The sequence below is a fragment of the Pseudomonas sp. L13 genome, from assembly GCF_009935965.1.
Classification (GTDB): Bacteria; Pseudomonadota; Gammaproteobacteria; order Pseudomonadales; family Pseudomonadaceae; genus Aquipseudomonas; species Aquipseudomonas lactis.
Genome location: NZ_QODJ01000001.1, coordinates 1 through 15,716 on the forward strand (window position 1 = coordinate 1; position 15,716 = coordinate 15,716).

The 15,716-nt window shown below is 60.5% G+C and carries 18 protein-coding genes; 6 read left to right on the forward strand and 12 right to left on the reverse strand.

Features of this window, described 5'->3' with window-relative positions:
• Positions 1-464: AlgP family protein (locus DK871_RS00005; protein ID WP_218581264.1), on the reverse strand; the 464-nt coding region annotated here is incomplete at its 3' end.
• A gap of 192 nt (positions 465-656) precedes the next feature.
• Between DK871_RS00005 and DK871_RS00010 the strand changes: the two genes are divergently transcribed.
• On the forward strand, positions 657-1,334 hold the full coding sequence (locus DK871_RS00010; RefSeq protein ID WP_161903584.1) for an FKBP-type peptidyl-prolyl cis-trans isomerase: 678 nt from the start codon (positions 657-659) through the stop codon (positions 1,332-1,334).
• Between the two features lie 52 nt (positions 1,335-1,386).
• On the opposite strand, the gene rsd is transcribed toward DK871_RS00010, so the two are convergent.
• The 7 genes from rsd to DK871_RS00040 form a co-directional block, all read right to left on the reverse strand.
• The gene (gene rsd, locus DK871_RS00015) at positions 1,387-1,845 is read right to left on the reverse strand and encodes a sigma D regulator (RefSeq protein WP_161903585.1); all 459 of its coding nucleotides are present in this window, start codon (positions 1,843-1,845) and stop codon (positions 1,387-1,389) included.
• Between the two features lie 209 nt (positions 1,846-2,054).
• The gene (locus DK871_RS00020; protein WP_161903586.1) at positions 2,055-2,576 is read right to left on the reverse strand and encodes a disulfide bond formation protein B; all 522 of its coding nucleotides are present in this window, start codon (positions 2,574-2,576) and stop codon (positions 2,055-2,057) included.
• A gap of 236 nt (positions 2,577-2,812) precedes the next feature.
• Entirely contained in the window at positions 2,813-4,054 is a 1,242-nt protein-coding gene (locus DK871_RS00025) for a heme biosynthesis protein HemY (RefSeq protein ID WP_161903587.1), read from the reverse strand.
• A gap of 5 nt (positions 4,055-4,059) precedes the next feature.
• Positions 4,060-5,175 (reverse strand): uroporphyrinogen-III C-methyltransferase, encoded by a 1,116-nt coding sequence (locus tag DK871_RS28845; protein ID WP_032894572.1) that lies wholly within the window; start codon positions 5,173-5,175, stop codon positions 4,060-4,062.
• An 18-nt stretch (positions 5,176-5,193) separates the two neighbouring features.
• A complete protein-coding gene (locus DK871_RS28850; RefSeq protein ID WP_309137679.1) occupies positions 5,194-5,952 on the reverse strand; it encodes a uroporphyrinogen-III synthase in 759 nt (252 codons plus the stop codon).
• Positions 5,949-6,890, reverse strand: a complete 942-nt coding sequence (gene hemC, locus DK871_RS00035; RefSeq protein WP_161903588.1) for a hydroxymethylbilane synthase — start codon at positions 6,888-6,890, stop codon at positions 5,949-5,951. The genes DK871_RS28850 and hemC overlap by 4 nt, the downstream gene beginning before the upstream one ends.
• Before the next feature lie 138 nt (positions 6,891-7,028).
• Positions 7,029-7,775: a LytTR family DNA-binding domain-containing protein gene (locus DK871_RS00040; protein ID WP_034134045.1), complete on the reverse strand. Its 747-nt coding sequence runs from the start codon at positions 7,773-7,775 to the stop codon at positions 7,029-7,031.
• Between the two features lie 501 nt (positions 7,776-8,276).
• Between DK871_RS00040 and argH the strand changes: the two genes are divergently transcribed.
• Positions 8,277-9,671, forward strand: a complete 1,395-nt coding sequence (gene argH / locus DK871_RS00045) for an argininosuccinate lyase (protein WP_101273551.1) — start codon at positions 8,277-8,279, stop codon at positions 9,669-9,671.
• 100 nt (positions 9,672-9,771) lie between these two features.
• Here argH and DK871_RS00050 read toward each other — a convergent pair whose 3' ends face one another.
• Positions 9,772-10,431: a glutathione S-transferase family protein gene (locus tag DK871_RS00050; protein WP_161903589.1), complete on the reverse strand. Its 660-nt coding sequence runs from the start codon at positions 10,429-10,431 to the stop codon at positions 9,772-9,774.
• 125 nt (positions 10,432-10,556) lie between these two features.
• On the opposite strand from DK871_RS00050, the gene DK871_RS00055 reads away from it, so the two are divergent.
• From DK871_RS00055 to DK871_RS00065, 3 genes are all read left to right on the forward strand, one after another.
• Complete coding sequence (locus DK871_RS00055; RefSeq protein WP_161903590.1) at positions 10,557-10,841, forward strand: hypothetical protein; 285 nt, start codon at positions 10,557-10,559, stop codon at positions 10,839-10,841.
• A gap of 95 nt (positions 10,842-10,936) precedes the next feature.
• A complete protein-coding gene (locus tag DK871_RS00060) occupies positions 10,937-11,191 on the forward strand; it encodes a TIGR02647 family protein (protein WP_014720451.1) in 255 nt (84 codons plus the stop codon).
• Between the two features lie 169 nt (positions 11,192-11,360).
• On the forward strand, positions 11,361-14,201 hold the full coding sequence (locus DK871_RS00065) for a class I adenylate cyclase (RefSeq protein ID WP_161903591.1): 2,841 nt from the start codon (positions 11,361-11,363) through the stop codon (positions 14,199-14,201).
• On the opposite strand, the gene rnk is transcribed toward DK871_RS00065, so the two are convergent.
• The 3 genes from rnk to cyaY form a co-directional block, all read right to left on the reverse strand.
• Positions 14,198-14,611 carry a nucleoside diphosphate kinase regulator gene (gene rnk / locus DK871_RS00070; RefSeq protein WP_056790992.1) on the reverse strand — a complete coding sequence of 138 codons (414 nt, stop codon included), beginning with the start codon at positions 14,609-14,611 and terminating at the stop codon, positions 14,198-14,200. The two genes, DK871_RS00065 and rnk, sit on opposite strands and share 4 nt — an antisense overlap.
• A gap of 131 nt (positions 14,612-14,742) precedes the next feature.
• Positions 14,743-14,964 (reverse strand): DUF1289 domain-containing protein, encoded by a 222-nt coding sequence (locus tag DK871_RS00075; protein WP_218581265.1) that lies wholly within the window; start codon positions 14,962-14,964, stop codon positions 14,743-14,745.
• Positions 14,964-15,296, reverse strand: coding sequence for an iron donor protein CyaY (cyaY, locus tag DK871_RS00080; protein ID WP_161903593.1), 333 nt, complete (start codon positions 15,294-15,296; stop codon positions 14,964-14,966). Before cyaY ends, DK871_RS00075 begins: the two co-directional genes overlap by 1 nt.
• A 238-nt stretch (positions 15,297-15,534) precedes the next feature.
• Here cyaY and DK871_RS00085 point away from each other — a divergent pair, with 238 nt between their 5' ends.
• A complete protein-coding gene (locus DK871_RS00085) occupies positions 15,535-15,702 on the forward strand; it encodes a lipoprotein (RefSeq protein ID WP_003195417.1) in 168 nt (55 codons plus the stop codon).
• The last annotated feature ends 14 nt before the right edge of the window (positions 15,703-15,716 follow it).

Genomic DNA, 15,716 nt, shown 5'->3' on the forward strand with positions numbered 1-15,716 from the left:
GGCTTCGCGGCTGGTTTGGCAGCAGCAGTTTTAGCAGTTGGCTTGGCGGCTACTTTTGCAGGCGTACGAGCACCCAGTGCTTTAGCTACGGCTTCCTTCACACGGCCAACGCCCTGGGCCAGTTTCAGGCTTTCTTGAGCGTCTTTTTTGAGTTGGGAAATGTAGCTGCGGGTTTCAGCTTGGCGATCCTTGAGAGCATCCAGCAGCTCTTCAAGTTCTTTGACCGCGCCTTTGGCTTTGGCTTGTGCCTTGGACTTGCCGGCAGTGGCGGCGTCTTGCAGTTTGGTACGGGACTTGTGCAGTTTTTCTTGCGCTTTACCGCGTTGCTTTTCCAGTTTGGCGAGCAGTTTTTCTGCATCAGCCAAGGCTTGGGAGCACGCGCTTTCCAGATGTTCGAGCAGGCTGCCCGAAAGTTGTTGGAGCAAGTGCAACGGGGTATTTACAGGCTTCTGTTTGGCCGACATGGTTTACCTCCTGGCTGACGTGGGTGCGGCTCATACTAGCCCTCTGCTCTTACCGCCGCTAGGGCATGTTGACAGTATCCTTTGCGTTGCGTTGCAACGTGCGAAAATTCTTATCGATATAACGGAAAACCGCGCCACTTTTTACGCACTCGCACTGGCATAATCCGTCGCACTTTCGCCGGGAGAATGCCCATGTCGCGTTACCTTTTTCTAGTGTTCGGCTTGGCGATCTGCGTGGCCGATGCCAGCGAGCAGCCCTCGTCAAACACCACCGCCATAGCCCCGCACGACCTTGCCTATAGCCTGGGCGCAAGCCTTGGCGAACGGTTGCGCCAGGAAGTCCCCGACCTGCAGATACAGGCCCTGCTCGACGGGCTCAAACAAGCCTACCAAGGCAAGCCACTGGCGCTGGATAACGCGCGCATCGAACAGATCCTCGCGCAGCACGAAGCGCAGAACGCCGCCGACGCCCAGCTGCCGCAAAGCGAAAAAGCACTGGCCGCCGAACAGCAATTTCTCTCTCGGGAAAAAGCCGCCGCCGGCGTTCGGCAGTTAGCCGACGGCATCCTGCTCACCGAACTGGCTCCGGGCACTGGCAACAAGCCGTTGGCCAGCGATGAAGTGCGGGTGAAATACGTGGGCCGACTGCCTGACGGAACTGTCTTCGACAAAAGTACGCAACCGCAATGGTTTCGCCTGAACAGCGTGATCAGCGGTTGGAGCAGTGCATTGCAACAGATGCCGGTGGGTGCGAAATGGCGCCTGGTGATTCCTTCGGCCCAGGCCTATGGCGCAGACGGCGCAGGTGAGTTGATCCCACCCTATACGCCGCTGGTATTCGAGATCGAACTGCTCGACACTCGCCACTGACCCATAAAAAAACGGTGCGACATGCGCACCGTTTTTTATCTCGCCATCAGGTTCAAGCCTGGGTGGCAGGTTCTTCTTTATGAGCGTTGTGCAGCACTTCGATCAAGCAATCTTCCAGCTCGAAACGCTCATGCAACAGCGCGCCCAATTCTTTGAATTTTTCCGCAACACATTTCCCGGCATCACACAGGTCGGTGAACGCCAGCAGCTTTTCAGTAATCACATCGATGCGCGGATAAATCGTCTCGGCCAACTCCAGGCCACGCTGATCATCGAAGGCTTCGGCCTCCTTGGTCAGTTGCTCGTAGACGCCGAAATGGCCGGCAGACACGTAGTCCACCAACACCTCACAGAACTCCTGCAACGGCTTGCGATTCTCACCCAACGCTTCGGGCTTGGCGCCGAGAGCATCAAAGGCCCGAACCAGTTCGTGACGTGCCTTCAACCAGCTGTCGATCAGCTTGTGCACCCCACCCCAGCGTTCCTGAGCATTCTGACAACTTTCCAACATGATGATCTCTCTTCCCTATTGGGGCGCCGCAGCTCTGTACCTGCGCAACACTTCAAGGATGAAGCAGCAGACGGACAAGGCCGCGTCTGACAAGCGGTTTGGATAACGCGTGCGGGCCAGATTATGCCCGCATGACTATGGCTTCAAGGTACGCAGGAGAGAATGTTCATACAAGCGTTTAATCCGCTCCTACAACCTGAGTCTCGTTTTCAAGGCACTGCGAGGCGCAAATGCCTGCCGAACAACAACCGTGACACCTGCATGAGCCCCAGGATCAGCATCGCCACGAAGAACAACAGACTCCACTCAGGCAGGCTCAGGTCAAACAGCGTCCAGTTGATTTCGACACAATCGACCGTGCCATTGAACACCGAGCGCATTGCCTGCCACACAGACAGGTTTTCAAGCATGTGCTGCAGACTGGGCCAGCAATCCCCCACCTGACTTGTCGGCCTGTTCTGCAACAGCACTTGCCGGCCTGCGGTGATGGCGCCCAGCAAGGCACAGCCCATGCTCGCCAGCCCGTAAAGGCAAAGGCCGGAACGCCCAGGCTTGTGGAGCACGGCAATCAGGTTGATCAATGCAAAAGACGCGAGGAACAGGCGCTGTACCTGGCATAGAAAACACGGTCGTAGCAGCGCGCCGTATTGAAGGTAGAAAGACGCGCCCAACGTCAGCGCACCCGCCATGAACGCCAGGAAAAACAAAGAGCGTAAAGGGGCCAAAGACATTGTTTATCCGCACTGCAAGAGATAGGTCGCTACGGTAGAGGAAAGGCCCGACCCCTTTCAATACGCCCTAGAGCAGACATTTCCTCGAAAACATAAGGACATCCCGCCACGAGCCCGAGGAAATTCAGTTACAACAAGTAGGAGTTAGCAACAAGGCCAGTTAAACCGAGTGTTTGCAGGGTTTGAAGGATCGGGGGGCGGATCGGTCCGAGCCAATCCACTCGCCCTTTCCTACTTCAAACTCGCGCAGGCACTGGTAGCGGCGAGGACAGCAGGCGATTGTCGAGCAACCCCAAGCCTTCCTGAAACAACTGGTTGCTGCGTTCGGTGTCGCCCAATTGGGCCAGCAGGCGAGCCAACTCGGCGCAGGCTTCGGGATTGCGCTGTACTTGCAGGCTGCTTTCCAGATAATCGCGCGCCTTGCCCCACAGACTGTTTTGCAGGCACAGACGGCCCAACGTCAGCAGCAGACTGGCATCCCCTGGATGGTCCTTGAGCCAGCCTTCGGCAAACTTCAATTGGCGCGCAGGATCACTGCCGCGCAGCAGGCCATACAACCGAATCAGGTGACTGTCATAACCGCGTTTAAGGGCACCACGCAGCACTTCTTCGGCCTTGGCATCCGCGCCCAATCGACGCAGTTGGTCGGCATACGCCAATACCAGTTGGGGCTGTTGGCGCTGGGCAGCGGTCAGTTGCTCCCATGCGCGCTCCAAGGACTGCAACCCCGCCTCGCCTTGCTCTTCACGCTGAGCCGCCAGGCTCAGGTTCTCGCCCCAGGCGCGGCGTTCCAGCTCGGCCAGCTCATTGGCGGGCAAGACTTTGTCCTTGCGCAGTTCCGGCAGCAGGCGAATCACCGACGACCAATCGCCACGCTGCTGATGCAGGCGTTGCAACTGTCGCAGCACTTGCGCGTTATGCGGGTGACGCTCATGCATCGCCTGAAGAGTGACCAGGGCGCCTTCAGTATCGCCACGATCCATCTGCAATTGCGCATGGCTCAGTGCTATGGCCAGTTCGGCCTGGGGCTGGCGTTCCAGCGCGCGCTCCAGCAAGCCGTCGGATTCCTCATAACGCCCCTGTTCATTGGCCGCACGGGCGGCACCGATGTAATACAGCAGGGGTTGACGCTCTGCTTCGGCGGCGCGGTGCAGGTGGCGTTCGGCGCTGGCCCAGCGGCCCTCGGCGAGGTCCATCTGGCCTTGCTCGATAGCAATCTGCACACGACGGCTGCGGTTGCGTCGTGACCAAGGGTTGACCACGCCACCGGATGTGGTGACCAGGCTCCACAACACACGGACCAGGTAAATCGCCAGGCCAATGGCGAACAGCGCCACCAATGTCGCCCACAGGCTTGATTCGTAATGCAGCAGGTGAGGATAGGTAATCAACACGTAGCCGGTGTGCTTGGAAATGCCCACGCCCAGGGCCAGGGCGACCGCAATCGCGAGCACCAGGATCACATAGAAACGCTTCATCAGCTCTACTCCTGGGTCGCCGGTTTGCCAGCCGAGGCCTTGGCTTCGTCGGCAGACTGATGACGACGTTCGAGGTACGCCTGCACAGCGGCCAGGCTCGCGGCCAGGTCAGGCGTGACCACCGACACGGCCTTGGGCTCGAGCTCGGCAATACGCGCCAGCATCGCCTTGCTCTGCGGGTTGTCCTGGTTGAAGTTGTCCTGCAACACGCTGCGCGCTTCTCCCAGCGAGCGGCTGTACACCGCCGCCTCGCCGTTAAGCGCAGCCCACTGGGCTTGCTCCAGCGCCAGGCTCAAGGCCAGCCGCACTTGGTTCAGACCTTGGCCTGCCAACAATGGGCGGATGTTGTCATCCGGGTTGAAGTCGATGCGGAAGTAACGGGAAATCTGCTCCCACCATTGGCTCAACTGGTTCTGCGTATCGCTGGTGGGACGCCCCTGGGAAGCGGGCTCGGTGAGCTGATACTCCGGGGCAATCGCCGCCAGTTGCACCACTTGGTCACGCAAGGCGGCCAGTTGCAGGTACAGGCCGGTACGGTCCGGTTGCTCGGTGCTGCGCAGCGCGGCCAGGCTCTTGGCCAGTTGCTCGCGTGCGGCGAAAGACCCTGGGTCGCTCTGCTCGCGAAGAATCTCGTCGGCACCCTGGACCAGCGACTGAGCGCTGTTGATGTCTTGCAAGGCGGACAAACGCAAGCTGGCCAGACGGATCAGATGCTCGGCCTCGGCCAGGCGCCAATCCTTGCGGCTGGCACCCAACACGGTTTCCAGACGCTGGTTGAGGCGCTGCTGATCACCCTGCAACTGAGTGACCAGGCGGCGGCGTTCTTCCAGCTCATCCGCACCCGGCAACTGCGCCAGGCGGGCGGCCAATTGTTGCTGGCCTTGCTTGAGGCTCTGGGACTGGTCATCCAGGGTCTGCACTTGGCCCAGTTGGTGCTGGCTGCTGGCTTGCAGAGCACGGACCTGCCAGATCCCCCAACCGCCGGCGGCTACGCCCGCAGCGCCCAGCAACAAGGCGACGATGGCCAGGCCATTACCACGGCGTGGCGCGCTGACCGGTGTCTCGACCGGCGCATCAAGCGCGGGCTGAGCTTCATCTTTAGGCAAGGCTGTTTCGCTCACGTATCCGTCCTTTGCGTATCAGAGAGTGGGAACGGGATAGCTCCCTAACGCCACTAACAAAGCCGCGGCACTCGCGCCGCGACAATCCACAACTTTTTCTGCACCCGCGGCCCGCGCCATTTCATATACACGCGGGCTGGGCACGAACAAAGGCAGTTGTGCCACCTCTGGCCAATCGGGGCCGGCCAACGCGTGCAAGTGTAAAAAACCCTGCCCACTGCTGACCACCAGGCCGTTCAAGCGTTCCAACTGGATGCGTTGCATCAGCGCGCCCTTCTCATACACCGGAAGAAAACGTCGATACAATTCCAGGTAGTCGACACTAGCACCTTGCTCGCGTAAACGCTCTGCCAGCAACTCGCGCCCGCCCTCGCCACGCAGGATCAACACCCGGGCGCCCGGCAGTGCAATAGCCTCGCGCAAGGCAGGCAGTTCAAGCAAGGCCTCGCTGTCATCGCCCGTGACAGGATAGTGAACCTGGAGGCCATGATCGGCCAGTATCCGGGCCGTGGCCGCGCCGACACTGAACCAGGGCATTGGCGGCACACTGCCCCCCAACTGCTGCAACGCCAGGCGCGCGGCCGGCTTGCTCACCACGATGACAGCGCAATAGCGCGGCAGCGCGCCGAACACCGCGTGTTGCTCAGCGGTCACCGGCAAGGCTTCAGTCTCCAGCAAAGGCAGGCAACTGCTGTAAATACCGCTTTGGGCCAATACTGCCGCCAGGGCCGTCGACTCCTCGGCAGGCCGCGTCAGCAGCACTCGCCAGTCGGTCACTGCGGGCCGGCCTCGCCATAGACTTTCTGCAAAATGGCACCCGCGCCTTTTTCCAACAGCTCCTCGGCGACCTGAATCCCCAAGGCCGTGGCATCACGTTGCGGCCCACGCACCTCGGCAGTTAGCAGGTTACCGCCGTCCGGATCACCGACCAAACCACGCAGCCACAGGTTCTCACCGTCGAGTACGGCATAGCAGGCGATGGGCACTTGGCAGCCACCGTTGAGGTGTTTGTTCAAGGCACGCTCGGCGGTGACACGCACTTCGGTGTCTGCGTGATCGAGAGGTTTTAGCAGTGCGTGAATTTCGCTGTCGGCGGTGCGGCATTCGATGCCGACTGCGCCTTGCCCGCCAGCGGGCAAGCTGTCCTCGACGCTGATAGCCGAGGTGATGCGGTCTTCAAAGCCCAGGCGGATCAGGCCGGCAGCGGCAAGGATGATCGCGTCATATTCGCCGGCATCCAGCTTGGCCAGGCGTGTGTTGACGTTGCCACGCAAAAAGCGGATCTGCAGGTCAGGACGCCGCGTCAGCAACTGGGCCTGGCGACGCAGGCTGGAGGTGCCGACGATACTGCCCAGCGGCAATTCGTCCAGGGACGCGAAGGTGTTGGAAACAAAGGCGTCGCGCGGGTCTTCGCGCTCGCAGATGCAAAAAAGGCCCAGGCCTTCAGGGAAGTCCATGGGCACATCTTTCATCGAATGCACGGCGATATCGGCTTCGTTGTCCAGCAGCGCGGTTTCCAGCTCCTTGACGAACAGGCCCTTGCCGCCGATTTTCGACAGTGGCGAGTCCAGCAGCTTGTCGCCGCGACTGACCATGGGCACCAGGGATACCTTGAGGCCGGGATGGGCCTGCTCAAGGCGTGCTTTGACATATTCGGCCTGCCACAAGGCCAAGGCGCTTTTACGGGTGGCGATGCGGATTTCGCGAGAGGACATGGATCAATCCGTACTGAATAGATACGGCGGATAATAACAGCTCAGGCAAATACGCTTTGATTTGAATCAGCAAGTGCGGGGCCTCCCTGGCCACGTCGCACCGGGATTAGGAATGCAGACCGCGCCGCAGCCCTTGGGCTAAAGCTGCTGCATCATCTTGCGCACGCCGGCGACATGGCGTCGGCTGACGATCAAGGCATCGCCATTGAGCCCCTTCAGGAATAGCTGAAAGTGCCCCAGGGGCGTGCGCTGCAGGCGCTCGATGCGTTCACGGGCGACCAGCGCATTGCGATGAATGCGCACGAAACGCTCGCCAAACTCGTCTTCAAGGGCCTTGAGCGGTTCGTCGAGCAACACTTCACCGGTCTCGTGGCGCAAGGTCACGTATTTGTGATCGGCAATAAAGTAGACCACTTGGCCGAGTGGGATCAGCTCGATGCCCTTGCGGGTACGCGCACTGATATGGCTGCGTGGCCCGTTACCACTTTGCGCAGCCGGTTGCGTCAAGGCTGCCAGTTGGGCGCGACTGGGGCGCTCAGCTTTTTTCAGGGCCTTGAGCAAGGCTTCGGCAGTGGCCGGCTTGACGAGAAAACTGACACCGCTGTCTTCCAGCGTCTGTGCAGAAAACTCATCCTGCGCCGCACACAACACCACGGCGGGCGGCGATTCGCGTTCGCTCAAGCGGGCGGCGACTTGCAGGCCGTCGAAGCCCGGCATGCGGATATCGAGCAGCACGACGTCCGGCTTGTGGCTGTCGATCAGCGTCAACGCCTCTTCGCCGCTGGTGGCACTCGGTTCAAGGACTGTATAACCCTCGAGTTCACTGACCAGACGGCTCAGTCGCTCGCGGGCTTGGGGTTCGTCATCAACGATCAGGACATTCATATTGCGCTGGATTCCTGCGTGAGTCTCGCACAAGGATAGCGTAGACAGGTGCGGTGACTGACGTCACAGCGATCCACGCTAAGACTAGCGCGAGCGGCAAAAAGTGCCCTGAGAGTGGCACCCAAATTTACCCGGACCTGTTCAATAGCGCCCAAGACCCGCTGCCTTCGGGCATCGTCGTAGGGTTCACTGATAAACAATCCGAATACCCCCCTGTTTAATGGATAGTCTGGTTATGACCGCATCACCCGACTTTGGTGCATTCACACACTATCAGTCCAACTGTAGACGCTCACTGAGGCGACATTGCTCAATCGTCAAATATCGTTTCAATAAGTACCTGCCTCCAGTCTCGTCCCGGATGCGGTCGGCGGCAAGGCACTTAGCCATCTCCTGCACAAATAAAATTGCCGACCACCCGCAGCACCGCCTCCACGGGCAACCCTGTTATGATCGCCGGCACACCTTCATGCCTCTTTTAAGCACATCACGAGCGAATCCATGAGCACCGACAAGACCAACCAGTCCTGGGGCGGCCGCTTCAGTGAACCCGTCGACGCCTTCGTCGCGCGCTTCACCGCCTCCGTCACCTTCGATCAACGCCTGTACCGCCACGACATCATGGGCTCCATCGCCCACGCCACGATGCTGGCCAAGGTCGGCGTGCTGACCGACGCCGAGCGCGACAGCATCATCGACGGCCTGACCACCATCCGCGGTGAGATCGAGGCAGGGACGTTCGACTGGCGCGTCGACCTGGAAGACGTGCACATGAACATCGAGGCACGCCTGACCGATCGCATCGGCGTGACCGGCAAAAAATTGCACACTGGCCGTAGCCGTAACGATCAGGTCGCCACCGATATCCGCCTGTGGCTGCGCGATGAGATCGACCTGATCCTGGGCGAAATCACCCGCCTGCAAAAAGGTTTGCTGGAGCAGGCCGAGCGTGAATCGGACACCATCATGCCCGGCTTCACTCACCTGCAGACCGCACAGCCTGTGACCTTCGGCCACCACCTGCTGGCCTGGTTCGAAATGCTCAGCCGCGACTACGAGCGCCTGGTCGATTGCCGCAAGCGTGCCAACCGCATGCCGCTGGGCAGCGCTGCACTGGCCGGCACCACCTACCCGATTGACCGTGAGTACACCGCACAGCTGCTGGGCTTTGACGCCGTGGGCGGCAACTCCCTGGACGGCGTGTCGGACCGGGACTTCGCCATCGAATTCTGCGCCGCGGCCAGCATCGCGATGATGCACCTGTCGCGCTTCTCCGAAGAGCTGGTGCTATGGACCAGCGCGCAATTCCAGTTCATCGACCTGCCGGACCGCTTCTGCACCGGCAGCTCGATCATGCCGCAAAAGAAAAACCCCGACGTGCCAGAGCTGGTGCGTGGCAAGAGCGGCCGTGTATTCGGCGCACTGATGGGCCTGCTGACCCTGATGAAAGGCCAGCCACTGGCTTACAACAAGGACAACCAGGAAGACAAGGAGCCGCTGTTCGACGCCGCCGACACCCTGCGCGACTCGCTGCGTGCCTTTGCCGACATGATCCCGGCGATCAAGCCCAAGCACGCGATCATGCGTGAAGCGGCCCTGCGTGGTTTCTCCACCGCGACCGACCTGGCGGACTATCTGGTGCGCCGTGGCCTGCCGTTCCGTGACTGCCACGAAATCGTTGGCCACGCCGTGAAGTACGGTGTGGACACCGGCAAGGACCTGGCGGAAATGAGCCTGGAAGAACTGCGCCAGTTCAGCGACCAGATCGAGCAGGATGTGTTTGCCGTGCTGACCCTGGAAGGCTCGGTGAATGCCCGTAACCATGTGGGCGGCACTGCGCCGGCACAGGTCAAGGCAGCGGTCGTGCGCGGCCAGGCATTGCTCGCCAGCCGCTAAAAGCATCGCAGGCAAGCCAGCTCCCACACTTGATTGGGTTCACACATCAAAATGTGGGAGCGGGCTTGCCCGCGATGGTGCCCTTAAAGCTGCCAAAGATTTATTTCTTGGCCGCAATCATCGCCATAAACGCCGGCATCGCCGCCTGCCTGTCCGCCTCTACCTTCTGCGCATTGGGCATGTCATTCAGGCGCGCCAGCAATGCCTTCGCCTTCGGCAACTGCGCCAGCAGGTCCAGCCCAAACAGCTTCTCGCCCACACCGCAGGCCAGGTTCAAGCTGTACATGAAATACAGGTCCGCGAGGGTGAAGCTCTCCCCCGCCACGTAAGGCGCGAACTTACCGTGCCGGCCTAACGTACCGATCCCAAGCAGCAGCTCGGCCCTGGACTTTTCCTTGATCGCCTCCGGCACCGTCATGCCGAAAAAAGCCTCGGCGTAACACGCCCGCGCAGGCAGCTCGATGTACAGCTCGATCTCACGGCACAGCGCCAGCACCTGTGCCCGCGCAAACGGGTCGGCGGGCAGTAGCGCCGGGCCTTCCTGGGTCTGTTCGATGTACTCGAGGATGACGCTGGTTTCGTTGATGAACCCTTGCTTCACCCCCAGCACCGGCACTTTGCCGCGGGGGCTGACCGCCAAGGCTTCGGGGGTTTGCCCGGCGTAAAAAGGCACTTCTTCGAAGGGCAGTCCTTTCTCCAACAGCGCCAGCTTGACCATGTTGTAGTAGTTGCTGACCGAAAATCCGTAAAGCTTGAGCATCGCAAAGCCTCCAGGCCGGGTGTGGGGTTGGCTGCAAGAGTTATAGATCCTCGAGGGCACTCTGACCAGCAGCATCACCCACCTGAATGGGGGTAGACTGACGCCCTTTCCTTGAGGAGCCTGCCATGAGCGAGCCGACCGATATCGACAACGACGAAGAAGAATTCACCGAAACCACGCTGATCGAAGCCATCGAGAACCAGATCGAGAGCGATAACCCGCCAGCGGCCAAGGCTACGTTCAATAAACTGACCCTGGTGGGTTACGAGCGCGACGATATCCTCAATCTGATGGCTCACGTGCTGGCCTTCGAGATCGACGCCATGCTGGACGAGGACCGCGCCTTCAATACCCAGTGGTATGAAACGGCACTGCGGGCACTGCCCGAGCTGCCGCCGGAAAAGCAATAACCCCGGCACGCAGCAACACGCTGGACAGTTCGGCAAAGTGCGTTCACCTTATGGCCTGCTAGCATCTAATAAATTTTAGAAAGTCTGGAGTCCTTATGTCGTATACCCCTGAGTTGGTTGCCGAACTGGAAATCCTTGTACTCTTCCCCTTGGACAGCACCAAGGAAGGTTTGAAAGTCCATCAGACTGCCGCCCCTACTGCCATCGCCGCTGCCAAGCGCCTCCATGCCAAAGGGCTGATCGACCAACCGGACGGGGGCTACCTGACGAGCCTTGGCCGGGACGCTGCCGAGCAAGCCCAAACCCTGCTGACCATCCTCACCACTGCCAATACCAAAGAAGCCGCCTGATACCTGATACCGCCCATGGAGTCCGCCGCCTGCGGATTCCGCGGGCGTTGCTGCGCGGCATACAGAATTCTGACGCCAAAAAGCCACTTCCCTCTAAAACTCCTACGCTACTGTCTGTAAACTCCTGCATGGCCGCCCGCGTCGGGCCCTGCGAGCCAACGAGTTCGACATGACCCGCACCCATGAAATCCGCCCCGATCTGGACGAAGGCATCGACCGCAAGGTGCTGACTCAACTGCGCGCGCGTTTCATGACCCTTAATCAAGGCCGCATGGCCCGGGCCGTCGAGGGGCTGACGCCACGCCAGCAAAGCGTGCTGGCCTTGTTGCCGCTGTTTTTCCACGTCAATCACCCGCTGCTGCCAGGCTACGTCTCCAGCAGCACGCCGGCCGGGTTGTCGAATTTTGAACCGGACGCCCAGGCCCTGGCCGATGCCCAGCGCCTGACCCGGTCGTTCTCCTATAAACCGCGCCACGGCAACCCGCCTACGCCGATCCACGGTTTGTTTCTGATGGGCAGCCTTGGCACGCTGGCCCAGGCCGATCAGAGCGATATGGACGTGTGGGTGTGCCACGCCCCCGACCTGAGCGAGACCGAGCTGGCCGAGCTGCGCAAAAAGTGCCAACTGCTGGAAACCTGGGCCTCGGGCATGGGCGCCGAGGCGCATTTCTTCCTGATCGACCCGACGCGCTTTGTGTTGGGTGATCGCGATACGCAATTGAGTTCCGATGACTGCGGCACCACCCAGCACTACCTGCTGTTGGATGAGTTCTATCGCACCGCGATCTGGCTGGCCGGACGCACGCCCATCTGGTGGCTGGTGCCGGTCTACGAAGAGAACCGTTACGCCGAGTTTACTCACGCCCTGATTTCCAAGCGCTTTATCCGCGCCGATGAAACCCTCGACCTCGGCCACCTGGCTCATATTCCTCCGGGGGAATTTATTGGTGCCGGGCTGTGGCAACTGTTCAAGGGCATCGAGTCGCCCTACAAGTCGGTGCTCAAGCTGCTGCTGACCGAGGTCTACGCCAGCGAACACCCGAGCGTGCAGTGCCTGAGCCTGCGCTTCAAACAGGCGGTGTTCAGCCATCAGGTAGACCTGGATGAGCTGGACCCGTACATCATGGTCTACCGCCGCATCGAGGAATACCTCAAGGCCCGCAACGAGCTGGAGCGCCTGGAACTGGTGCGCCGCAGCCTGTACCTGAAGGTCAACCGCAAGCTCAGCGCCGGCCAGCGCACCGCCGGTTGGCAACGGCAGTTGCTGGAACGCCTGGCGCATGAATGGGGTTGGGACCCGCGCCAACTGGCCCTGCTGGACAGCCGCAGCCAATGGAAAGTGCGCCAGGTCGCCTCCGAGCGCCGTGCCCTGGTCAATGAGTTGAACTACAGCTACCGCTTCCTCACCCAGTTCACCCGCAGCGAACAGTCCGCCAGCCCGGTCAATAAACGCGACCTCAATGTATTGGGCCGCCGCTTGTACGCGGCGTTCGAGCGCAAGGCCGGCAAGGTCGAGTTCATCAACCCCGGCATCGCCCCCGACCTGGCCGAAGACACCTTGACCCTGGTGCAGTCGCCCAACCGCAAAGAGCCGGGCCAGCACCATTGGGGCCTGTATAACGGCAACCTTACCGCCCTGGAATGGGAACACTTCGCGCCGATCAAGCGCAGCCGCGACCTGCTGGAAATGCTCACCTGGTGCCATCGCAACGGCGTAATCGACAGCAGTACCCGCCTGGCGCTGCACCCCGGCGCCAGCGACATGACCGAGTTCGAGCTGTTCAACCTGCTGGGCAGCCTGCAACAGACCATCACCCTGCCCCTGGCCAGTGTCGATGAGAGCCGCTTGCTGCGCCCGGCAGTGCCAGAAGAGGTGCTGCTGCTGATCAACGTCGGGGTTGACCCGCTCAAGCATCATCGCGACCTGAATATCCTGATGACCACGGAGCGCACCGACTCCCTGAGCTATGCCGGCGTGCGCGACAACCTGGTGCTGACCCTGGACCAGGTCACGCTCAACAGCTGGAACGAAGTGATGGTCAGCCGCTATGACGGCCCCCACGCCCTGCTCGACTGCCTGCGCGACTACCTCAATCAACTGCCATCGAACCATCTGCCACGCTTGCGAGTGCGTTGCTTTTGCCACAACCGGGCACAGTTCATTGCCCAGCGGGTGGAAGAGGTATTCGACACCGCGCAGCATCTGCTGCTCGGCCAGGGCAATCATCGCTACCTGCTCCAGGTGCAGCAGCATTATCACGTCATGGAACTGGTGCCGGGCCAAGCCACCCATGTGTCACTGCCGACCCTGGACGCGCTGATCGCCTACCTCAGCGAGGAGTTGGCCAGCTACAGCCCGTGGCACCTGGACGCCATGGCTTTGGAAGACCACGACCTGGCGCTGCTGCTGCCCATGGGCCAGGCCGAGTGCGTGCAAGTGTTCTACCGGGTCAATGAAGGCTTCGCCGACGTGTACGTGCTCGATGAATTCAACGCGCTCTGGCAACAGCGCTTGCCGTTTCATGATGAGCAAAGCCTGTTGGCGCCGCTGCAGCGCTTTTTGCAGTCGATCCTGTACCGCCGCGAAGCGCTATCGTCCCTGGACACCCAGCAACCCGCGGGCGAGGTACAGATCCTGTACTACCAACTGTTGCCATCGGGCAGCAGCCGTGCGCGGGGCGTGGAGCCACGGCCTGCCCCGCAAGACCCTGCCAACAAAGCGTTTTATGACGTGCAGGCGATTATCGGCAAAGGCGCGCCAGGCCAGGTAGGGATCACCCTGTACTGCAATCAGCGGGAGTTTTGCGAACTGGAATTTGGCGACCAGCTGTTTGCGGTGGTCGCCCGGGAGATCGTCGGGCAACGTCGGGAAACCGAGCGTTACCGCTGCTATATCACTGACCTGGATCTGTCGGGGCTGCTCGGTGATGTGCAAAGCCCAAGCAATCTGTACCTGCGCTACAAAGCCGAACTGGAACAGTCACTCAATGCGGCCTTGAATCAGGTTTAGAGCGGGAAGGCGCCGCCATCTTTGGGCTGGCCTTCGACGCTGAGCAATTCCAGCTTCAGGGTCTTGCCGCCTGGCGCCGGCCAGTCGATGTGCTGGCCCACTTGCAGGCCGAGCAATGCACTGCCTACCGGCGCCATGATCGAAATCTTGCCTTCGTCGGCGTTCGCGTGCTTGGGGTAGACCAACGTCAGGTGATAATCCTTGCCGCTGCTTTGCTCACGGCAATGCACGCTGGAGTTCATGGTCACGACACCCGCAGGCACCTCATCGTGACCAACCACGTCTTCGGCGCGGTCGAGTTCGGCTTGCAATGCTTCGGCGCCGGGAGAGTCGTCGCCCAAGCGGTCGATCAGTTGCTCCAGACGCTGCACGTCAAGACGGGTAAGAATGATGGACGGTGCGGTGGTCATGATTCAGGCAGACTCCTTTTTTCTGCACAAAAAAGCAAAACCCCGCCAGGAAAAGGCGGGGTTCTCACGGACCTCGATGAATGGAGGTGTATCCGGACACTACCACAGCGACACAAATAAACAAGACGCCGTCAGGTGCTCGCCCTGCGCTGCTCGGCCTCGGCGCAGATCACCCGACGCCGCGCATCGTCGGCAGAGCGCCATTCCCGGATGTCTTCCACATGGCGGAAGCAGCCAAGGCAGACTTTCTGCTCGTCCAGGCGACACAAACTGATACAAGGTGACGGCACCGCCGGGCTGACATTGCTGAACAGCGGCTTGGGCGGGCGTACGGCTACGGGCTCACTCACCATCAGATCTCGTCGAAATCCAGTTCGGTGCCGGTATATTCCTGGACCAGGCGGGCGAGCATCTCACCCAGCAACTCTTCACTCTTGTCGCACTGCCATTTGCCGCTTTCTTCGTCGTAATCGAAGTGAACGCCACCGGAGCGCGCCGCCAGCCACAGCTGACGCAGCGGCTCCTGGCGGCTGAAGATCAGTTGCTGGCCACTCTCGAACTTGACGGTCAGCACACCGGCCGAGTTTTCCAGATCCACGTCCAGGCCGCTGTCGTCGAAAATATCTTCCAGCCCCTGCTGGGTGGTATCCACCAGGTCGTGAAAACGGGCTTCGGTCAAACTCATTGTGGCAACCTCAAAAGTGTCTGGTTTTGCTCAAGCGCCGCACGATACGGGCGAGCTTCGCCGATTGCAAAGGATACTGATTTCATCACGGATGACGGTACGAAATATCCCCAGGCATCGTAGCCTGCTTCCCTACCCTCTCGGCAAACCCCCGCCGGACGGGTGTTGCGGCGCATAGGCAAGCTGGCGGGTGGTCGGTATACTCGGGCGCAATTAATGCATATTCAAGGATTTCGCCATGAAGCGCCTGATCTCTTCCCTTGCTGCGCTCGTCGCGGTCGCTTGCCTCGTTAGTGCCTGTGGCCAGAAAGGCCCGTTGTACCTGCCGGATGACAGCAAAGATCCAAACGAACAGGCGCAATCGTCGCAAAAGCCGTCAAAAGCCCATAAGCACGACACCTACTAAGCCAAGGGAAACTT